The sequence below is a fragment of the Wohlfahrtiimonas sp. XWW7 genome (genome assembly GCF_056716055.1).
On sequence record NZ_CP168032.1, the window covers coordinates 1,758,822 to 1,780,812 of the forward strand.

The 21,991-nt window shown below is 37.3% G+C and carries 20 protein-coding genes; 8 read left to right on the forward strand and 12 right to left on the reverse strand.

Annotated features, from left to right (window positions below):
* Positions 1-17: 17 nt before the first annotated feature.
* The 3 genes from hutH to hutI are packed head-to-tail and all read right to left on the reverse strand — an operon-like array spanning position 18 to position 3,823.
* On the reverse strand, positions 18-1,556 hold the full coding sequence (gene hutH, locus ACA100_RS08415; protein WP_481077259.1) for a histidine ammonia-lyase: 1,539 nt from the start codon (positions 1,554-1,556) through the stop codon (positions 18-20).
* Between the two features lie 40 nt (positions 1,557-1,596).
* Entirely contained in the window at positions 1,597-2,559 is a 963-nt protein-coding gene (hutG, locus tag ACA100_RS08420) for a formimidoylglutamase (RefSeq protein WP_481077260.1), read from the reverse strand.
* 31 nt (positions 2,560-2,590) lie between these two features.
* A complete protein-coding gene (gene hutI / locus ACA100_RS08425) occupies positions 2,591-3,823 on the reverse strand; it encodes an imidazolonepropionase (protein WP_481077261.1) in 1,233 nt (410 codons plus the stop codon).
* Between the two features lie 395 nt (positions 3,824-4,218).
* On the opposite strand from hutI, the gene ACA100_RS08430 reads away from it, so the two are divergent.
* The 4 genes from ACA100_RS08430 to ACA100_RS08445 all read left to right on the forward strand — a co-directional run bounded on the left by ACA100_RS08430 (position 4,219) and on the right by ACA100_RS08445 (position 8,058).
* Complete coding sequence (locus tag ACA100_RS08430; protein WP_481077262.1) at positions 4,219-6,246, forward strand: urocanate hydratase; 2,028 nt, start codon at positions 4,219-4,221, stop codon at positions 6,244-6,246.
* A gap of 146 nt (positions 6,247-6,392) precedes the next feature.
* Complete coding sequence (locus tag ACA100_RS08435) at positions 6,393-7,115, forward strand: UTRA domain-containing protein (RefSeq protein WP_481077263.1); 723 nt, start codon at positions 6,393-6,395, stop codon at positions 7,113-7,115.
* A 451-nt stretch (positions 7,116-7,566) separates the two neighbouring features.
* Complete coding sequence (locus ACA100_RS08440; protein WP_481077264.1) at positions 7,567-7,806, forward strand: hypothetical protein; 240 nt, start codon at positions 7,567-7,569, stop codon at positions 7,804-7,806.
* Positions 7,807-7,827: 21 nt separating this feature from the next.
* Entirely contained in the window at positions 7,828-8,058 is a 231-nt protein-coding gene (locus ACA100_RS08445; RefSeq protein WP_481077265.1) for a hypothetical protein, read from the forward strand.
* A 36-nt stretch (positions 8,059-8,094) separates the two neighbouring features.
* On the opposite strand, the gene ACA100_RS08450 is transcribed toward ACA100_RS08445, so the two are convergent.
* Genes ACA100_RS08450 through ACA100_RS08460 form a run of 3 tightly spaced genes read right to left on the reverse strand, consistent with a single transcriptional unit; the run spans position 8,095 to position 10,017 of the window.
* Positions 8,095-8,706, reverse strand: a complete 612-nt coding sequence (locus ACA100_RS08450) for a YiiX family permuted papain-like enzyme (RefSeq protein WP_481077266.1) — start codon at positions 8,704-8,706, stop codon at positions 8,095-8,097.
* A gap of 17 nt (positions 8,707-8,723) precedes the next feature.
* Positions 8,724-9,725 carry a YeiH family protein gene (locus tag ACA100_RS08455; RefSeq protein ID WP_481077267.1) on the reverse strand — a complete coding sequence of 334 codons (1,002 nt, stop codon included), beginning with the start codon at positions 9,723-9,725 and terminating at the stop codon, positions 8,724-8,726.
* Positions 9,709-10,017, reverse strand: coding sequence for an FtsB family cell division protein (locus ACA100_RS08460; RefSeq protein WP_481077268.1), 309 nt, complete (start codon positions 10,015-10,017; stop codon positions 9,709-9,711). The genes ACA100_RS08455 and ACA100_RS08460 overlap by 17 nt, the downstream gene beginning before the upstream one ends.
* A gap of 87 nt (positions 10,018-10,104) precedes the next feature.
* Between ACA100_RS08460 and prfA the strand changes: the two genes are divergently transcribed.
* The 3 genes from prfA to ACA100_RS08475 all read left to right on the forward strand — a co-directional run bounded on the left by prfA (position 10,105) and on the right by ACA100_RS08475 (position 14,552).
* The gene (gene prfA, locus ACA100_RS08465) at positions 10,105-11,193 is read left to right on the forward strand and encodes a peptide chain release factor 1 (RefSeq protein ID WP_481077269.1); all 1,089 of its coding nucleotides are present in this window, start codon (positions 10,105-10,107) and stop codon (positions 11,191-11,193) included.
* A 75-nt stretch (positions 11,194-11,268) separates the two neighbouring features.
* A complete protein-coding gene (locus ACA100_RS08470) occupies positions 11,269-13,116 on the forward strand; it encodes a bifunctional 2',3'-cyclic-nucleotide 2'-phosphodiesterase/3'-nucleotidase (RefSeq protein WP_481077270.1) in 1,848 nt (615 codons plus the stop codon).
* A 500-nt stretch (positions 13,117-13,616) separates the two neighbouring features.
* On the forward strand, positions 13,617-14,552 hold the full coding sequence (locus tag ACA100_RS08475) for a sigma-70 family RNA polymerase sigma factor (RefSeq protein WP_481077271.1): 936 nt from the start codon (positions 13,617-13,619) through the stop codon (positions 14,550-14,552).
* A 54-nt stretch (positions 14,553-14,606) separates the two neighbouring features.
* Here ACA100_RS08475 and ACA100_RS08480 read toward each other — a convergent pair whose 3' ends face one another.
* From ACA100_RS08480 to rluD, 6 genes are all read right to left on the reverse strand, one after another.
* Positions 14,607-15,026 (reverse strand): universal stress protein, encoded by a 420-nt coding sequence (locus tag ACA100_RS08480; RefSeq protein ID WP_481077272.1) that lies wholly within the window; start codon positions 15,024-15,026, stop codon positions 14,607-14,609.
* Between the two features lie 192 nt (positions 15,027-15,218).
* Positions 15,219-16,214: a type I glyceraldehyde-3-phosphate dehydrogenase gene (gap, locus tag ACA100_RS08485; protein ID WP_481077273.1), complete on the reverse strand. Its 996-nt coding sequence runs from the start codon at positions 16,212-16,214 to the stop codon at positions 15,219-15,221.
* Between the two features lie 106 nt (positions 16,215-16,320).
* Entirely contained in the window at positions 16,321-17,814 is a 1,494-nt protein-coding gene (locus tag ACA100_RS08490) for a leucyl aminopeptidase (protein WP_481077274.1), read from the reverse strand.
* Between the two features lie 30 nt (positions 17,815-17,844).
* Positions 17,845-19,203: a tRNA (N6-isopentenyl adenosine(37)-C2)-methylthiotransferase MiaB gene (miaB, locus tag ACA100_RS08495; protein ID WP_481077275.1), complete on the reverse strand. Its 1,359-nt coding sequence runs from the start codon at positions 19,201-19,203 to the stop codon at positions 17,845-17,847.
* Between the two features lie 186 nt (positions 19,204-19,389).
* Positions 19,390-20,157, reverse strand: a complete 768-nt coding sequence (pgeF, locus tag ACA100_RS08500; protein ID WP_481077276.1) for a peptidoglycan editing factor PgeF — start codon at positions 20,155-20,157, stop codon at positions 19,390-19,392.
* Positions 20,158-20,159: 2 nt separating this feature from the next.
* Positions 20,160-21,092, reverse strand: coding sequence for a 23S rRNA pseudouridine(1911/1915/1917) synthase RluD (gene rluD / locus ACA100_RS08505; protein ID WP_481077277.1), 933 nt, complete (start codon positions 21,090-21,092; stop codon positions 20,160-20,162).
* A gap of 99 nt (positions 21,093-21,191) precedes the next feature.
* Here rluD and ACA100_RS08510 point away from each other — a divergent pair, with 99 nt between their 5' ends.
* Positions 21,192-21,956, forward strand: coding sequence for an outer membrane protein assembly factor BamD (locus ACA100_RS08510; protein ID WP_481077278.1), 765 nt, complete (start codon positions 21,192-21,194; stop codon positions 21,954-21,956).
* Positions 21,957-21,991 lie beyond the last annotated feature (35 nt).

The following is a 21,991-nucleotide window of genomic DNA, read 5'->3' on the forward strand; positions in this document are numbered from 1 at the left end:
TATTGAATCAGATTGAGTTAGCTTAAAGTGAAACCTAGAGCGGTTTCTACATTTTTAACGAGATCTTTTTCTAACAATTCAGCTGATTTGTGGATGTCAGGATAAATCACACGATCCTCCGTCAAAGTCGGAATTTGTGAGCGGATCGTATCGTAAGCGGCTTGTGTGCCTGTACCCAAAGCTTTACCGACATCTTTCTTGTTCAAATCTACTGCTTGGCTTGCCAGCATTAACTCCATTCCAACGACTGCTTTAGCATTTTTGTAGATGTTTTGTGCTTTGCGTGCAGCAATTGTGCCCATGCTGACATGATCTTCTTGATTCGCTGATGATGGAATAGAATCCACACTTGCAGGATGTGCCAAGACTTTGTTTTCAGAAACTAAGGAAGCAGCAGCATATTGAACAATCATAAAGCCAGAATGCAATCCGCCTTTTTCGGTTAAAAAGGCAGGTAAGCCATTATTTAAAGCAGGGTTAACTAAACGTTCAATGCGTCGTTCACTGACATTTGCGAGTTCAGCTAATGCAATGCCTAAGAAGTCAAAGGCTAATGCCATGGGTTGACCATGGAAATGTCCGCCAGAAATGCCCATTTTTTTATCCACTAAGATGATGGGGTTGTCTGTCACTGAATTGATCTCGATGTCTACTTTTTTACGAACGTATTCAATGGCATCATGACTTGCACCGTGAATTTGTGGTGCGCAGCGCAAAACATAAGCATCTTGCACACGAATCTCACCTTGGTGTGTTGTTCTTTCGCTATTAGCGAGTAAAGAGAGCAGATTTTTGGCTGAAGTGCCTTGTCCTTCATGCGGGCGAAGTGCATGTAATTCAGGGATGAAAGGATCAGTAATGCCGTTCAGTGCTTCCATTGTTAATGCCACAGCGATATCACTTGCTTTCAATAATTGAATGGCATCATAACACGTCAAAGCACCAACAGCAGTCATTGCTTGTGTGCCGTTGATCAAAGCTAAGCCTTCTTTAGATGTTAATTCAATGATAGGAATGCCAGCTTTTGTCATGGCTTCTTTGCCAGATAGAGTTTCACCTTTGTATTCGGCTTCGCCTTCACCAATCATTGGTAAAACCATATGCGCTAAAGGTACTAAATCGCCGCTTGCACCGAGTGAACCTTTTTCGAAGATCTTTGGATGAACGCCTTTATTCAACATGTTCATCAAAGTTTCGATTGTGCTTAAGCGAATACCTGAAAAGCCTTTAGCTAGATTATTGATGCGAAGTAGCATCATTGCTCGTACTGCATCTGTTGGTAAATAATCGCCAACGCCACATGAATGGCTGATGATTAAGTTGCGTTGTAAATCTTTAGCTTGATCTTTAGAAATGTGTACGTTGCTGAAATTACCAAAACCAGTTGTGATGCCATAAACAATTTCGCCAGATTCTACAAGTTCATCGACATAGCGGCGAGAGGTTTCAATATTTTGAATAGATTCAGATGTCAGCTCGATTTTTACATTGTCACGAGCAACAGCCACGATATTGTCTAATGTTAGATGGTTGCCATCAATTTTAATTGTGGTCATATGATCCTCGTTTTCTATCATGCATGATGATGCTTGGTTGTTATGCGTTTGCCCAACGATTATAGATGTGCCACGCAATGCGAGCAGCAGTTTTAGCACATAACATGTCGCGATCCAAGTTCGGATTGTACTCTACAAGATCAGCGGCTTTTAATTTAGATGATTGGATGATTGTTTCTGCTAAAGAGAGATAAATGCGCATATGAACACCTAATGAACTAGGTGCTGATACAGCAAACATCTCGGAGAAAGGTAGGGCATCTAAATCAATGGTGAGATAAACAATATCTACATCCTCTAAAAATGCATTCACTTGATTGTTGAGATTGGCAATATTACCTTCTGTGCAATCAATATCCCAAATGATTTTAACATTCAGAGATTTAGCCGTTTCCAGTAATGCTTTTGTATTGGATGCAAGGCTTGCACCAACGCATAAATAATTAAATGGGCGATTGCTGCTTTGACATGCTTCTGCTAATTGTTTGAATGGCGTGCCAGAGGATGCAATGTCAGCTTGTCGTACATCTAAATGAGCATCAAAGTTGATGATGCCAATGCGAGCATCGGGATAAGCATCATATAAACCTTTGGCATGGGCATAAGCAGTTTCATGGCCGCCACCAAAAACTAGCGTTGGTAGGCCGCTTTTATGGCAAGCGGTGATATGTTTGGCTAATGCAGTTTGTACAGCGGGTAAAGAATCACCTTGGAATATTATGTTGCCTAAATCCACTAAAGGTTTAGATGCTTCATGATCAGCAAAGTTTGCCATGCCTTGACGAATGATATTGGGTGCAGTTGCAGCGCCTACGCGACCTTTATTCAATTCAACGCCTTTATCACACATGAATCCCAGTAATGCGATGTGATTAGGATATTTTTCAGGTGCAAAAACAGATGCCTGTTGAACGGTTTGAAAGATTCTTTTAGCGCTCGGGCTTTCCGCTGAATCATCGCGCCCTTGCCAAATATTGTTTGGTGTTTGTTCCCAAAACTGCATGATATATTTCTCCTCCAAATATTATGCGTTATTATTCTGTGATTTTGCCGTGGAAAACACGATGAACTAAAGGATTGTGGCCTAATTCATAAAAGATTTCGACTGGGTTTTTTACATTCCAAATGGCAAAGTTGGCCACAAAGTTTTGTTTTAATTGTCCGTGTGTATCTTTGCGACCTAATGCTTGAGCTGCGTTTTTTGTTACGCCTTCCATCACTTCTAATGGCGTTAAGCCAAATTGTACAGAGGCGGCATTCATTGCAAATCTCAAAGATGTGAATGGACTTGTGCCTGGGTTGAAATCAGTAGAAATTGCCATCGGTACTTTATATTGTCTTAATAAATCGATGGGTGGTTTTTGTGTTTCGCGTAAGAAATAGAAAGCTAAAGGCAGTAATGTTGCCACTGTGCCAGATTGAGAAATGGCTTTAATTGCAGCCTCATCTAGGAACTCAATGTGGTCCACGGATAAGCCATTATATTTCGCAATCAATTCACTGCCGCCCAAGTTAGACATTTGCTCCATATGACCTTTTACAGGAATGCCCAACGCTTTGGCGCGATCGAATACTTTTTTAGTTTGTTCTAAAGAGAAGCCAACAGATTCACAAAATACATCCACAGCTTCATATAAACCTTCTTGCCATAATGTTGGCATGATTGTTTCACAAATAAGATCAATATATTCATCCGCTTTATCTTTATATTCAGGCGGTACAGCGTGTGCTGATAACAGTGTGGATGCAATTTCAATGGGATAATTTTTAGCAAGATTTTGTGAAACCTTTAATTGCTTGCGTTCATTGTCTAGATCTAAACCATAGCCTGATTTAGATTCAATGGTGGTTACGCCTTCATTGGCAAGGGATAACATACGAGGGAAGGCAAGATCATACAAAGCTTGCTCGGGTAATTCGCGAGTATTGCGAACCGTTGAATTGATGCCGCCACCTTGTTTTGCGATCTCTATATAAGGCACGCCATTTAAACGCATTTCCCATTCTTTTGCGCGATTGCCACCAAATACTAAATGAGTGTGGCAATCAATGAAACCTGGTGTAACTAAACGGTTTGCTAAATCAATAGTTATTGCATCAGCAGGTTTTGTATAGGTTGCTGATGGTAATATCGCGATGATTTGATCATCTTGCGTGATGATGTCATGTTGATCCAATAAACCATATTCTTGATCAATGTTTGCATCCATTGTCATTAAGCGACCATTGGTCCAAATAGTACAGTTGTTTGGGAGTTCCATATCCATTCACCTTTATAAAGAATTTTCGACTACAATATTTATGTATAGACATTTATTGATTAACTGAAATGATTAGATCACTAATGCTGATATATATCAAGGATTTTATATTGTTATAGATAAATTTATTTTATTATCAATATTTTATATTGATTGGTGATATTGAGTATCCATAAGTTTAAGGTGCAGTATCAATATTGGATTAGACATATTTAACTAAAATTGTGTAAGAAAAATGTTATTTTTGATAAAAAATATTTCTATTTATATCAATTGTTTATATTGATTTTGAAGCAAAATAATATTTAAACTAATTTTATTATTAGACAAACTGAATTTTTTCTTTATATTTGTATAGACAATATGAAATGGAAATTGATTGAAATCTTTAGGAGGATAAAATGACAACAAATTATGATGTATCCCAAGCAATGGAAATTAAATTAGATAATACTTTACCTGATTATCCTGAATTTGATCCGCAGTATCGCCGTGCACCCAATCGTGGATTTCGTCTAACACAAGCACAAGCAGAAGTGGCTTTGAAAAATGCTTTGCGTTATGTACCAGAAGAGTTGCATGAAACATTAGCACCTGAATTCATGGAAGAATTGGTATCTTATGGTCGTATTTATGCTTATCGTTTCCGTCCTGAAGGCCGTATTTATGGTAAAGGCATAGAAGAATATAAAGGCGCTTGTGTTGAAGGTAAATCCATGCAAGTGATGATGGATAACAATTTAGACTTTGAAATCAGCTTGTATCCATACGAATTGGTGACTTATGGTGAAACTGGCCAAGTTTGCCAAAACTGGTTGCAATATCGCCTCATTAAAAAATATCTGGAAGTGATGACGCAGGATCAAACATTGGTTGTGCAATCAGGTCATCCTTTGGGGTTATTCCCATCTAAACCAGATGCGCCGCGCGTAATCATCACAAACTCATTGATGATCGGTATGTTTGACAATCCAAAAGATTGGGAAATTGCTGAACAAATGGGTGTTGCAAACTATGGTCAAATGACAGCGGGTGGTTGGATGTACATCGGCCCACAAGGGATTGTGCATGGTACATTTAATACAATTTTGAACGCGGGCCGTCTGAAATTGGGCTTGAAAGATGATCAGGATTTGAAAGGCGTATTGTTCGTAACAAGTGGCTTGGGCGGCATGAGTGGCGCTCAACCCAAAGCAATCGAAATTGCAAATGGTGTTGGTATCGTTGCAGAAGTGGATTTTTCACGCATTCAAACGCGTTTGGACCAAGGTTGGGTTTCTTTAGCAAGCTCCAACTTAAAAGAAGTATTTGATACAGCACAAGAATATTTAGAGAAACAAGAGACAATTTCTATCGCTTATCACGGTAACATTGTGGATCTATTGGAATATGCGGTGGAAAACAATATTCACATTCCTTTATTATCTGACCAAACATCTTGCCACAACGTTTATGATGGTGGTTATTGTCCACAAGGCGTTTCTTTTGAAGAAAGAACGGCAATGTTGGCAAATGATCGTGAGAAGTTTATCAGTTTAGTGGATGCTTCATTGCGTAAGCACTTTGATATGATTCAGAAATTATCTGAAAAAGGTTCTTATTTCTTTGATTATGGTAATGCTTTCTTGAAATCAGTTTATGATGCGGGCGTGACAGAAGTGTCTAAAAATGGTTACGATGAGAAAGATGGCTTTATCTATCCATCATACGTTGAAGATATCTTAGGCCCTGAATTGTTTGACTACGGTTATGGTCCATTCCGTTGGGTTTGTTTATCAGGCAATCCTGAAGATTTGCGTAAAACTGACCAAGCTGCAATGGATTGTATTGATCCTAATCGCCGCGGGCAAGATCGTGATAACTGGATCTGGATTCGTGATGCGGAAAAGAACAAAATGGTTGTGGGTACACAAGCGAGAATCTTGTATCAAGATGCTGAAGGTCGTACAAAGATCGCATTGCGCTTCAATGAAATGGTTAAAAATGGTGAAATTGGCCCTGTAATGTTAGGGCGTGATCATCACGATGTTTCTGGTACAGATTCACCATTCCGCGAAACTTCTAACATTAAAGATGGTAGTAATGTGATGGCTGATATGGCAACTCAGTGTTTTGCGGGTAATGCTGCACGCGGCATGAGTTTGGTGGCATTGCATAATGGCGGCGGCGTTGGTATCGGTAAATCCATTAATGGTGGTTTTGGTATGGTATTGGACGGTTCTGATCGTGCTGCTAAAATCATTGAATCAGCAATGATGTGGGATGTTATGGGCGGCGTTGCAAGAAGAAGCTGGGCGAGAAATCCTAATTCGATTGCAACGAGCGTAGAATACAATAAAAACTACGCAGGTAAAGGGCATATTACATTGCCATACATTCCTTCAGATGAATTGGTTAAATGTGTTGTTGCAGAGAAAACTAAGAAATAATTAGTTTTTATAGCAAATCGGCTCAAGATAAGCTAAACAAAAAGGTGCTAGGTTTTGGTGATAAACTGAAATCTAGCACCTTTCTTTTATGTTGTATGCAATAATAGGGAAATCACTGATTAACTTAATTTGGCTAAAGAGAAATTATGCAAAAAGTCACCATGGCAATTCCTAAATATAAAAATATAAAAAATTACATCTTAAGCGGAATTACCTCAGGTTTATTTAAACAAGGCGGACAGATTCCAACAGAATTAGAATTGTCCGCAATGTTTGACGTGAGCCGAATGACGGTGAATCGTGCCATCACAGATTTAACATCGCAAAATGTATTAACGCGCATTCCAGGTAAAGGAACATTCGTGACAGCAGAAAAGGCTGCTGCTTCTGCAACGAATGTGACGGATATTGCATTAGAAGTCACTAAGCGTGGTAATCAACATTCTATTAAAGTTTTGGCGCAGGAAGTTGTGAGTGCGGATGAAAATGTTGCGTTGGGTTTAGGGATTTTTACAGGTTCTAGCGTGCATTTTTGTCATTTGGTACATTATGAAAATGAGCACCCTTTGATCCTTGAAAAGCGTTATGTGAATCCAATTTTTGTGCCAAATTTCATTGAACAGGATTTTTTACAAACAACGCCAAGTGGCTATTTGTTAGAGAAACATGGCTTAAGTCGAATGGAACAAACGATTGAAGCTGTGGCTGCCACAGAAATTAATGCAGATTTATTAGAAATCCCCGCAGGTGAACCATGTCTATACATTACAAGAAGAACATGGGATCGCAATAATATTATTAGTGTTGCGCAGTTTTTAGCACCTGGCATGCGCTATAAATACTTTGTGAGTACGGATTTTTCGAGTTAGTTCTTTATATTATATGGCAGGATTTATTGTGATTAGGAATATATGTTTGGTATTAATAGGCGTATTTCTTATAATTATCAATTGGCTGATTCTCTATTATGCTTTGTTCATAAGAAACATTCGTCTATTATTCCAAGTTTTGGTGGTGGTAGTTTCAATAGGCTTGATTTTGTTCAGTGAGCCATTCAGTTTCTATTGGTGGTTACCTTTATTATTAGATTACGGTAGTATTCCCTTATTAGCATATACGGTATATTTTTTATTTTTCAAAAGAATAAGCGGCAATAATGAATTTTAGTTTTAGAATGATAAAAATAAAACAAATCATACTGATAGCACTGATAAGAAAACTATTCATCAAGCTCTAGCAAAATAATTATAAATGATTAAAAAAGGATATTTTAAATATGATTTTAGCCTCTAAAAGAAATTGAGTTTAAGGAGATGATCGATGAAAGATAAATTTAGAATAGATTTTGTGAGTAGAGTGGATTCTGAAAATTTGTTTATAGAAATAGCTTTTGAAGACCAAATGATTTGTCGCCTTGATAAAGAACGTGGCAGTAAGAATATCGATATAGAATTTTATTCTGATATTTTTTATTTGAATAAAAAAGATGCACCAAAAGTGCCTTTAGATTTATTTATTGAAATTTTAAGTGAGAATAAAAAAGACCTAATCGATAATTAATTTGTTATTTGAGGGAACTAAATGAAATACATTGGTACTAATGTTATCATGAAACTAGAGGATTTAGTTAGTGTAGATGAACTGAAAGGTGTAATTGTTTGTATTTTTGATGAGCAGCAATATGGAGAAGGGTTCTCTAAAGAAGATTGGGGTATGTATAATGAAGGAATATTAATTAATACTTCTGATGTTGGATTATTGATGGTTAATAATTTTAACGATATTAGCTTTATTTCTAGAGCAGATAAATAATAAATAGTTTTTGTGTGTGCATAAAATTTGTTTAATTTATTCCTGAATCACAGTTTCCAACAATGGGCTCTCAAACATTGATTGAGGGCTAATCACTGTTTCATTCATGGGAATATTGTTGCCATAACGCTCTTTGATTTTTTGTTGCACGATGGGATGAGATAAATCAAAATCTCCTAAACGTTCTAATGTACCAATCTCAATGCCTGTTGCGCGTTGATAGATTTTCCAGACGATTTCAGAGCAATACATTTTTTGATCATTCCATTCAAAAGTCAGATCATAAGGCTTGCCTAGAAAACCTTGGGCAATTTTCTGCATTTTCAATTTATTGTGTGGTGTGAGCACTTCTTTTGAATTTTTTAAGCGCTTAACAACATAATGCCCTTTTTCGCCACGATTAATCCATTCTCTTAAAGGCGTTGGTTTAACTGGTTGAATAGCTTCAAAAACATAAGGCTGACCTTTTTTATGAAAGATAATCCCCATATGCGAATATTTGGATTTCGTTACAAGTTGTATGGCTTGGCTTTGTGATGATTGAGAAGTTTGGAAAATAATATCACCATCTTGCAGAGATTCTGCATCAGTAATTGTTATAAGGATAGCAATGATCAAAAGAGCAATTGTGTATAGATAACGGCGCATGATATTTTCCTTTATGATTAAATATAGCCCATAAAATACATCACAATTAAAGCAACGATTGATAATACAGTCCAGCAGATTAAACCCATGATGATGGGCTTAATACCATTTTTAAGTAGTTTGACTAAATCAGTATTTAAACCAATGCCAACCATCGCAACGATGATGAGAAATTTACCAAATGAAGCTAAGACGCTTGTAATATTGATTGGAATAATGCCTAAAGAGTTGATGATGGATGTGATGACAAAGCCAGTAATGAAATAAGGCACAGCTTTAGTAATCTTGAATTTATAGTCAGTATTTTCAGTTTGTGCTTTGACCATGTAAAGCGATAAACCAAATGTGATTGGGATGATCATTAATGTGCGCGTAAGTTTAACAATCGTTGCTAAAGCCCCTGATTCATCGCTATAAGAATAAGCAGCAGCCAATACAGAAGAAGTATCGTTAATCGCAGTGCCAGCCCAAATACCAAAAGCTTCATTGCTCATGTTTAGCATATGACCTAAAGCAGGGAAGATAAAAACAGCGATGATGTTGAATAAAAATATTGTGGCAATGGCATAAGATATTTGTTGATTATTAGCATTGACAACAGGCGCCGTTGCTGCGATGGCTGAACCGCCACAAATGCTTGTGCCAACGCCGATCAATGTACCTGTCACAAAATCTATTTTTAAAGACTTTGCTACAATGTAAGCTGTGATGAAGGTTGCCAATAGTGTGAATAACATGATCCATAACGAGCTTAAGCCAACGCTGACAACATCAGATATGCTCATTTCAAAGCCCAATAAAATGATCGCGTAATGTAAGAATTTTTTGCCAGTAAAACTGGTGCCAATGCTGATGGCTTCGGATTGTTTGGAAAATAGTGCATTTAAAGCAATGCCAATACTAATACCAAAAACTGCACCGCCAATTAATGGGAAGCTTCTACCTAAAAAGAGCGCCACAATGCCAATCAAAAAACAGGTTGCTATGCCGATGAATATTGGCTTATTTTTCATTTGCATTCTCTTCTTCCTCTGGGAGAATTTGATAGAAGGTTTCATCTTCTTGGATAAAACCTAATTTATATCGTGCTAATTCTTCTTGTGAGTTAGCATCATTTTTTAGGCTAGAAATTGTGACTTCTAGTGAGTTATTACGCTCTTCTAACTTTTTGTTATGTGCTTCAAGATCTGTAATTTTCTGCTCTAAATTACTAATGGCATGAACGCCTTGTTCTTCATCAAACCATAAGTGATAACTGAAGTAAAAAACTATTCCAGCCATAAAAGCTAAGAAAGCATGTAGCCATTTCATAAATTTTGTCCTATCGGGTACACGAAGTGCGAATATTTTGCGATAATAACCATTTTATCTATTTCTAGAATAATATAGTAGAACTTTATGAATCCATCGATCATCCTTAAATTAGATCAGTTGATTGAGCGCCATCAAGAAGTCGGCGTTTTACTATCTGAGCCTGATGTTATCAGCAATCAAAATAAATTTCGCGAGCTTTCTCAAGAATACGCACAATTATCACCTGTTGTGGATGAATTCACAGCATGGAAAACGAATGAATTTAACTTAACTGAAGCAAAAGAAATGCTAGACAGTGGCGATGCAGAGTTGAAAGAAATGGCCAGAGAAGAGTTGCCATTATTACAAACGCGCCAAGAAGAATTAGAAAAGAATTTGCAGATTTTGTTATTACCTAAAGATCCTAATGATGATAGTAATATCTTCTTAGAAGTTCGTGCAGGTACAGGCGGTGATGAAGCAGCGATCTTTGCTGGTGATTTATTCAATATGTATGCACGTTATGCTGAAGAGCGTCGTTGGCAGGTTGAAATTATTTCTGAGAATCGTGGTGAACATGGTGGTTTTAAAGAAATCATTGCGCGTGTGATTGGTCATGGTGCTTATTCTCGCTTGAAGTTTGAATCAGGTGCGCATCGTGTTCAACGTGTACCAGAAACAGAATCTCAAGGCCGTGTTCATACATCAGCTGCAACAGTTGCGATTTTGCCAGAAGTACCTGAAACTGAAGTTGTGAATATTAACCCTGCGGATTTGAAAGTGGATACTTTCCGTGCGTCAGGCGCAGGTGGTCAGCACGTTAATAAAACTGACTCTGCAATTCGTATTACTCATATTCCAACAGGCACAGTTGTTGAATGTCAAGATGAGCGTTCACAGCATAAAAACCGTGCACGTGCGATGAGCTTATTGGCATCACGTTTGTTGGAAGCTGAACGCGAGAAAGAGCAGAAAGCAATGAGCGATAGCCGCCGTAGTTTAGTTGGTTCAGGTGATCGTTCTGAGCGCATCCGTACTTATAACTATCCGCAAGGTCGTATCACAGATCATCGCATTAACTTAACATTGTATAAGTTGGAAGATGTGACAGGCGGCGATTTGGATCAAGTGATCGAACCATTGATCCAAGAGCACCAAGCAGATATGTTGGCGACATTAAGTGAGCAATCATAAGTAGTTTTGAAACCGCCTTCGGGCGGTTTTGTTATACAGTAAGTAATAAAATTATTATTGATGAATGAGGATATTTTGAATAAACAGCATGCCCAATTAAAAGTTTTAGCAACGACAGATCTTCATGCACATGTCACGCATTATGATTACTATCGTGATGATGTTTTGGCGGATTTTGGTTTAATTGGTTTGGCTGATGTGATTCAAGATATTCGTACAAAGCATCCTAATACATTATTGATGGATAATGGTGATTTTCTGCAAGGTAATCCCATTGGCAATTATCTGCGTGATTACTCTTTAGAAAATATGCATCCCATTGTTCGCATTATGAATGAGCTGAAATATGATGTGGGAACATTGGGTAATCACGAGTTTGATTTTGGCATAGAATTTTTAGAAAAGATGATAGGCGATATTCAATATCCTATTGTGAATGCCAATATTGTGGATGATCATAACCAATCTTGGGTTCAGCCTTATGTGATTTTAGATAAAGCAATCACACTGGCTTCAGGTGAAGTTAATGCTATAAAAATTGGTGTGATTGGTGCTTTACCGCCACAAGTAACGATGTGGAATCATAAAGTTTTTGCAGATTATGCAGAAAATAATGCAGAACTGTATGTGAACGATATTATCAAAACGATCGAGTTTTATATTCCTAAAATGCGTTCAGAAGGTGCTGATTTAATCATTGTGTTGGCACATTCAGGTTTTGCAACTCGGCCTTATGAATTAGGTGCTGAAAATGTCATTCAGTTTTTAGCAGAAGTTGAGGGTATAGATGCCATTGTTGCAGGGCATGCGCATAGTGTTTTTCCAGATCATAAACACTATTTTGATCTGCCGATTGTAATGGCGGGTTCATTTGGGCAATATTTGGGTGTGATAGATTTTGACCTAGAATATTGTGATCAACAATGGAAAATTATTCAGAGTTCAGCATCGCTGATAGAGAATCAACAACGTGAGCAATTTCAATCACCATTGTTTCAACTCATAGAACCTGCGCATGAGCTCACTAAAGAGCGAATGAATGCACCAATTGGGCAAAATCATACGCTGTTTTCAAGTTCTCTGTCTTTAATTCAAGATGATGCTTGTACGCAATTGGTCGCAGATGCGCAGCTTTGGTATGCCAAGCAGTTATTGCAAGAATTGGATCAATCTGAATATTCTGATCTACCTTTATTGAGCGCTGTGCCTGCTTTTAAAGTGGGCGGGCGAAAGAATGCGCCTTATGATTTCACGTGGATTGAGCAGGGCGTATTCACTTTCAAAAATGTTGCGGATCTCTATCCTTTTAATAATCAATTGGCTTTGATTAAAGTGACAGGCAGAGAGCTGAAAGAATGGCTCGAATGTGCCAACAGTATCTATTATCAGATTCACGAAAATGATGATGAGCAATATCTCATTAATTGGCGAAGCCATCGTGGTTATAATCGCGATGTGATTAAAGGTGGATTGCGATATATCGTGGATGCTCGTCATCCTCGCCGTTACAATGGTGATTGTGTCTTGGTGAATCCAGAGAGTGAGCGCATTTCTGATGTAACTTATCAAGGTCAGCCCATTGCAGATGATGCTGAGTTTATTTTGGCCACGAATCAATATCGCGCTTATTCGGGGAAATTCCCAGGTAGCGGAGAAAATAAAGTCATGATTTTATCTGCCGATGAAATTCCTGCGATTATTGAACTATACTTACAAAATATGGTGAAAGAACATGATGTAATTAATGTTGTTGCTGAGCAGAATTGGTCTTTAGTAATGGGGAAAGCCAATAATGTGATTTATGAAACGTCACCAAATTTAAAAGATCAGCGCTATATTATTGATTGTGCTACTAGCATTGAATTTACCAATCAGTATGATGAACAAAAATTTGCACTGTATAAAATTCGATCACCAATTTAAAAATAATGTACTAACCTTACATTAAGGTTAAAAATATTTGATCTATCTCAAAATGTGTTTTTGAAATATTGGTAGAATCTTTGAACCCAAATTTATATCTCTGCTGAAAAATTTGACCAAATTAGTGTACAAATATTGTACATATTGCGTTTTATGGTGATTGCTTAAAAAAGTTAATAAAAATTCTCATATTATAAGAATTATTCTAATGTAAATTTTCTTTTATTTACATTTTGTGGTTATTACCATTTAATCAGTTATTCAATGCATTGTTTTCATTTAAAGATATATTTAAATGTAGTCAAAAAGTTTATTTGTGAAAAGAAATTATTATTAATATTTATAATGTAGAGAATTAAGTATATTTTAATGATAATCAGTATATTATAAAAATTATAAATCATCATGATAAGTGTTTTTTATTTTCTCTAATATGTCATTGATTATACTATGAGCCCCGCAGAGAAAGTGAATGAATATAAATATTAAAAGGGTTACCAATGAGTAAGCAGGGTTTACATAGTGAATTTGATAACGAGATTCCTCATGATCATTTCAATGAATCTAATGAAGAATTTTCTAATATCATGACCAATTATGATAAAAACAGCAATATAGATATGTCTGATTCTTTAAGTATGTATTTTAGCGAATTATCCAATAATGAGTTATTAACAGCGGATGAAGAGAAAGAGCTTGCTCATTTGGTTCAGCAGGGCGATGAAAAAGCACGCCAAAAGATGATTGAAAGTAACTTGCGATTAGTCATTGCTGTAGCGAAGCGTTACAGTAATAGAGATGTCTCTTTAGCTGACTTGATTGCTGAGGGGAATTTAGGCTTGATGCAAGCAGTTGAAAAATTTGATCCTGATATGAATTATCGATTTTCAACATATGCTGTTTGGTGGATTCGTCATGCCATTGAACGTGACATCATGAATACAGGTAGAGCGGTGCGTTTACCAATACATTTGCATAAAGCAATTAATCGAGTGTTGAAAGTCCAAAGAGAGTTAGCGGCAACATTAAATAGAGAGCCGACATATGCAGAAATTGCAGAAGCTTGTGATAAAACGATTGATGAAGTAGAGTCTTTATTGATCGAGAATGAAATGATTTTATCGTTAGATATGGAAGTGAACGATGATCAAGGTTCATTGTTAGATACATTGTCCAGTGAAAATAGAACGGATGATGCTTTAGGTATGATGGAAGAAGATTCTCTCTTGAATACTTTGGAGCAAGGTTTACGTATTTTAGATAAAGATGCGAGAGATGTCATTGTTGAACGATTTGGTCTACGTGATGATATGGCTAAAACATATGCAGAAGTAGGGCAGTTATTAAATATGACGAGTGAGAAAGTTCGCCGTGTTCAAATGAAAGCATTAAAAGAGATTAGAGAATATCTCGTGGCTCAATATGAAGTTTGCTAGATAATCATAAGCCCCTGTGAAAAGGGGCTTTTGTTATTGTAGTAGTAAAAATGATTACTTAACTAATAATACAGGCACGGTTGCTTTTTGAACAACTTCATTACTAACGCCGCCCAATACAAATTTTTGTACAGCATTTAAACCACGGCTGCCAATGACGATAATCTCAGCTTCTGTTGTTTTTGCGTGTTGAATGATCGTTGGTGATGCTTCGCCCGTAACGATTGAAACTTTGTTTTTAACGCCTGCGTCATTGAGAATTTTTTCAACAGGTGAAATACGTGCTTGACGTGCCTTGTCTTGCTCTTCTTTAGAAGGTTCCAATAAAATTTCACGAGCTGTTTTAGGTGGAACATTGACATATAAAATATCAACAATAGAATCAGATTCCGTTTTTGCTAATTTTGCAGCTTCCTCTGTTGCACGAAGTGAATTTTCAGAACCATCAACAGCTAATAGGATTTTTTTATACATGTGATCTCCTTTTTGTAAATAGATGTGTTTCATTAAATGCCTATCAGTATAGGATATTACCATTAAAAATGCCTTGATAATATAGCTTGATCGACTCTTTCTCATTTCATTACATTTTACTTACATTTTTATAACAAAAAAAGCTCCATAATGGAGCTTTTGAATATTAATAATATTAATTAAGTAACGTAATTATTTAGAAATATGTGCCACTAAATCTAATACTTTAGCTGAGTAGCCGATTTCATTATCGTACCAAGCAACGACTTTAACGAATTTATCTGTTAAAGCGATACCTGCTTTCGCATCAAAAACTGAAGTGCATGTTTCACCTAAGAAATCTGTAGAAACTACAGCATCTTCTGTGTAGCCTAAAATGCCTTTTAAAGCACCTTCTGATTCTGCTTTCATCTTTTCGCAAATTTCAGCGTAAGTCGCTGGTTTTGCTAAGTTAACTGTTAAGTCAACCACTGAAACATCTGGTGTAGGTACACGGAAAGACATGCCTGTTAATTTGCCATTCAACTCAGGAATGACTTTACCCACAGCTTTAGCTGCACCTGTTGATGATGGGATGATGTTTTGAGCCGCACCACGACCACCGCGCCAATCTTTAGAAGATGGTGCATCTACAGTTTTTTGTGTTGCTGTTGTTGCATGAACTGTTGTCATCAAACCTTCAGTGATGCCCCAGTTGTCGTTTAACACTTTAGCAATTGGTGCTAAACAGTTTGTTGTACAAGATGCATTAGAAACGATATCTTGGCCTGCGTAAGTTTCATGGTTAACACCCATAACGAACATTGGTGTTGCATCTTTAGAAGGGCCAGTTAAGACAACTTTTTTAGCACCAGCTGTGATGTGTTTACGTGCAGTTTCATCTGTTAAGAAAATACCTGTGCCTTCTACAACAACGTCAACATTGATGTCGCCCCAGTTCAAGTTTGCAGGATCTCTTTCAGCTGTTGTACGAATAGCTTTACCATTAACGATCAATTGACCGTCTTTAACTTCAACTGTACCTTTGAAACGGCCATGAGTTGAGTCATATTTCAACATGTATGCCATGTAATCAACATCGATTAAGTCGTTAATACCAACAACTTCAATATCATTGCGCTCAAGTGCTAAACGCATAACAAAACGACCAATACGTCCAAATCCATTAATTCCAACACGAATAGCCATTATTTTCTCCTTGATTATTAAATGGGCATTGACACTAAATTGAGTGGCTATAGTACTATAGCCACAAAAACATTAAATTGAGTAATATTAATAATTTATCAGATAATTACGCTTTACTTTGTTTATAAATGTAATCAAGTAATAAGCCAACAGGTCGGCCTGTTGCACCTTTATTTGCACCTGTTGAATTCCATGCTGTACCTGCGATGTCTAAATGAGCCCACGCATATTTTTCAGTAAAGCGTGATAAGAAACATGCAGCTGTGATAGATCCACCAGCTCGACCACCACCAATATTAGCAATGTCCGCAAATGGGCTATCTAGTTGTGATTGATAATCATCCCAAATTGGTAGCTGCCATACTCGGTCAGAAGTTGCTTGACTGCTTTCGATGATTTGATCAGCTAATGCTTGATTGTTAGCAAATAAACCTGTTGGGATATGGCCCAACGCAACAATGATTGCACCCGTTAATGTCGCAACATTGATGACGGCTTTTGGCTCATACTGTTCTGCATAAGTTAATGCATCACATAAAATCAAGCGGCCTTCAGCATCTGTGTTCAAGATTTCAATCGTTTTACCTGACATTGATGTCACAACATCACCAGGTTTAATAGCAGAGCCTGATGGCATATTCTCAACAGCTGGGATCAATGCAACGACATTGATGGATAATTCTAATTCAGCAATAGATTGCATTGTGCCTAAAACTGTTGCAGCACCGCACATGTCATACTTCATTTCATCCATGCCTGCGCCTGGTTTTAATGAAATACCACCTGAGTCAAAAGTAACGCCTTTACCAACTAAAACAATGGGTGCAGCTTCACGATCATCAGCGCCATGATATTCTAAAACGATAAAGTTAGGCGCTTCAATACTGCCTTGAGAAACAGCAGTAATCGCTCCCATGCCTAAGCGTTTAATATCGCTATCATTTAAAATCTTGCAATGAAGATCATCATATTTACGTGCCAAGTTGTCTGCAACATCAGACAAATCTGTTGGTGTTAAATGATTAGCAGGTGTATTGCCTAAATCTTTTGCGAGATCCACGCCTTTTTCCAATGCCAAGCCATATGCAAAAGCACTTTGAACTTCTTCAGTCACTGTAGAGACATTGATGTTGTAAGTTTGCGCATGCTGTTCATCTTTTGTGCTCTTATAATCATTGAATGTATAGGTTGCATGACTGATGGTTTCAATGATTTTTGGAATAGAATAAGTTTTTCTACCGCAGTTGCTTAAAATTGAGAATGTAATATTCGTTGCAGGCGTTTTTTTAGCCCATTGAGTTGCAGCTTCAACAGCTTTGCTTAATGTTTCGATGGATGCTTTTTCTCGTGCGCCAAAGCCAATCATTAATAGATAACGTGCTTTTAGGTTTGCAGGTTTGAAAATAGGGAAAATTGAACCTGTTTTTCCAGTGATTTCACCAGAATCTAGTAATGCTTGTAATTCACCATTCATTGCGACATCTAAGGCTTTTGCATCAGGTGAAAGCTCTTCTTCATAGCAGTTAACAACTAAAATATCAGTTTCTATTGACTGAATTTCTTCACTACTTAATTGATATGAAACGGGTTGAATTTTCATGAATATCCTTCCTATATTTTTATCAATGGGTTATTTAGATGGTTCTAAAACTAGGCGGCCACGTAAAGAGTTCGGCAAAGCTTCTGTGATCACAACATTACAGAATTGGCCAATGAGTTCTTCTGGTCCTTCAAAATTAACAACGCGATTATTTTCTGTGCGACCTGCCAAAATCTTTGGATCATTTCTAGAAGGACGATTCACTAAAATGCGTTGAGTTGTGCCAACCATGCCTTCAGAAATTGCATTCACTTGCGAAGTGATTTGAGCTTGTAAACGTGCTAAACGTTCTTTTTTCTCTTCCATTGAAACATCATCAGGTAAAGAAGATGCAGGTGTTCCAGGGCGAGGAGAGTAGATGAAGCTGAATGACATGTCATAATTCAACTCTTTGACCAAATCCATGGTTCTTTCAAAATCTTCAGCTGTTTCACCAGGGAAGCCCACGATGATGTCTGTAGATAGCGAGATATCTGGACGGACTTTTTGTAATTTACGGATTTTTGATTTGTACTCAAGAGCAGTGTGATTGCGTTTCATGGCCATCAATATCTTGTCTGAACCCGATTGAATCGGCAAGTGTAGATGAGACACTAATTCTGGCACGCGACCATAAACTTCGATCAAACGATCAGAGAAAGCAATGGGATGAGATGTCGTGAAGCGAATACGTTCGATGCCTTCAACTTTAGCAACGTATTCGATTAACAATGCAAGATCACAAATGGATTCATCAGGCATTTCACCTTGATAATCGTTGACATTTTGACCTAAAAGATTGATCTCTTTTACACCTTGTTCTGCCAATACAGAAATTTCACCAATAACATCTAATACAGGACGAGAAATTTCTTCGCCGCGTGTATAAGGCACGATACAGAAAGAGCAGTATTTGTTGCAACCTTCCATAATGGATACAAATGCAGAAGGGCCTTCTGCACGAGGCTCTGGCAAATGGTCGAATTTTTCAATTTCAGGGAATGTAACATCCACTTGTGCGCCGTTACCTTTCCAAACATCATTCAACATTTTTGGTAATCGGTGTAATGTTTGTGGTCCAAACACAATGTCTACATAAGGTGCGCGTTTACGGATCAATTCACCTTCTTGACTTGCAACACAGCCACCAACACAAATCACAATGTTTGGATTTGCAGCTTTCAATTCGCGCCAACGGCCTAATTCAGAGAATACTTTCTCTTGCGCTTTTTCACGAATGGAACATGTGTTTAAAATGATCACGTCAGCTTTTTGAACGTCATCAGTTTTATCCAATTTGCAAAATACTTTTAAGCTATCTGCCATTTTATTTGAGTCGTACTCATTCATTTGGCAGCCTTGCGTTTGGATGTAGAAAGTCTTAGAAGGGGATAATTCGGTGGTTGTCATAAAATTCAAATAATAAAAACTTGTGAGTTAAATAACGTGAATTCTACACGGTTTTCAGAAAAAATTCTGAAAGAAATAATTACGACATTCAAAGAATAAAACAGGTGTTGAGTTTTTATACAGTCACCCAATCATATTGATGCATGCGTTTAGCGTAATCTGTATTGGCATATGAATTTTATAAAATTATCCTTCCATCCAAATCAAAGTTGCTTGGCGACCTGAGTCTTTACCATCTCTGCGATAAGAGTAAAAATGTTCAGTATCACTGTATGTGCAATAATCTCCACCTGAAATCTGATGTTTTGCTAAACCAAATTTTTCAAGCTTCTTACGTGCAATGCCGTATAAATCCGCAAAGAAATGATGTTCACGCTGACTTGGGATAAAATGCTCGGCATAATTTGGATCACTGTCCAAAAATGCCTCTTTAACTTCAGGGCCAACTTCAAAAGCTTTCTGTGAAATGGCAGGTGCTAGCCAAGCGATAGTTGTCTCATCCACTAATGGTGATGACTTTAAAGTATTTTCTAAAATACCATTCAATAAACCTCGCCAGCCAGCATGAATGGCTGCGACAAAAGAACCTTGTTGATTGGTGAGTAAAATAGGTAAGCAATCTGCGGTTAGTACAGCGCACACTTGATTAGATTCTGTCGTAAAGGTTGCATCTGCCTCACATATTGCCTCTATTTTACTTGCATCATGAACAATCGTGCTATGAGTTTGTGAAACCCATCTTGGTGGTTCAGGCAGTTTTAATGCTTGAACCAATTGTTCACGATTGCTGATTGTGGCTTCTCTGTCTGTGTCAACATTTAAGCCTAGATTAAAAGAGTCAAATGGTTCAGTGCTTTTACCACCCAATCGTGTTGTGGTAAAAGCTTTGATGTTTTTAGGTGCTAACCAATTGGGTTGAACAACTGATAAGCCATCAATGTTGACAATAGCCATGATTAATCCTCTATTTGTTTTTGGTCTTCTTTAAAGATTTTGATGAGATTTTCAAAATCTTCTGGGTAATCACATTCGAAGACCATTCTCTTCTCAGTTTTAGGGTGAGTCAACTCTAATTTTTTGGCGTGCAATGCTTGACGCTTAAATTGACGGAGTTCTTCCGCCAGTTCAGGAGCCATTTTAGAGGGGAGTTTTAAGCGCCATCCATAAGTGCTATCACCAAATAGAGGATGATGAATAAAATTCATATGTACACGAATTTGATGTGTACGGCCTGTTTCTAATTGGCATTCAATCAATGTATGACCACGATAATGATCCAAAATTCTATAATGAGTGATTGCAGGCTTACCGATGGCTTGTGCGCTCATTTTTTTACGATCAGTTTTGTGACGACCAATGGGCACATCGATGGTTTGGCCAGAGATCATGTCACCGCTTGCAATGGCATGATAAGTTCTGCCCATTGAATGATCGCTTAATTGTTCGACTAAGTGATAATAAGCATCTAAATTTTTAGAAACCACCATTAAACCAGTTGTATCTTTATCTAAACGGTGAACAATCCCCGCGCGAGGCAATAAATGTGCATGTTTATGATGATGCAATAATGCATTCAATAATGTGCCATCATGATTGCCAGCAGCAGGGTGAACAACTAAACCCGCAGGTTTATTGATGACTAAAATATCATCATCTTCATAGATAATATCTAGTGGAATGTCTTCTGCTTTGGCATCATTTAAGTAATCCTGTTCTAGAATTAAAGTGATAACGATCTGTTCGCCACCATATACTTTATCTCTAATTTTAGGTATTTTACCGTTAAGAGTTGCCTCACCATTTTTGATGGCATCTTGGATTTTACTGCGTGAAAAGCTTGGCAATAGTTCACTTAAAACAACATCTAAGCGACTGCCAGCGGAAGTCATGGGGATAATCAATGAAAAAGTTTCTGTAGCTTGCATAATTTTGAGTATAATAGCGGGTTAAAATTTCTGTTAAATCACTAAATCACATGGATTTGAGATATGAATAAAACTGTTGTGCATTGTAGCGTACTTTTATCCGCAATGTTGTTGATTGTTGGATGTTCAGCTACTAAAAAAGAAGATCGTTATCGTATGATGTCGGGTAGTGATCTTTTACAAGAAGGTAAAAACAGCTTAGAAGGTGGTAGTTATAAAGAGTCGATTGAGAGATTTGACGTAATAGAAGCACGTTTTCCTCAAGGTAGTTATGCAGAACAAGCGAAAATGAATAAAATGTATGCATATTACTTGAATCGTGATCATAAAGAAGCACTTCAAGAAGCTAATGAGTTTATTAAGTTATATCCTAATCAGCCAAATACAGCATATGCTTGGTATATCAAAGGATTAGTGAATTTCGATAAAGCTCGTTCTATCATTGATAAATTCTTACCGCCAGATCACAGTAAAGTGGATCAGAAGCAGTTAACAGAATCATTAGAAGCTTTCTTGGTGATTTTGGATAAATATCCAAACAGTATTTATGCTGAAGATGCTGCAAAGCGTGTGACATACTTAAGAAATATTTTAGCAATGTCTGAAATTCATATTGCAAATTTCTATATGGATCGTAAAGCATATGTAGGTGCGGCAAACCGTGCACAATATGTGATTGATAATTATGATGGTGCACCAGCCGTGCAAGAAGCATTGGCAATTCAAGTTAAAGCATATCGCGCTTTAAATTTAGAAGATATGGCAAATGATCGTTTACGCATTTTGCAATTGAACTATCCTAATTATGAAGGTTTAGCTGCGTTGTAAAACACTATGTTATTGTTTATCTATAAAAGCCTGTG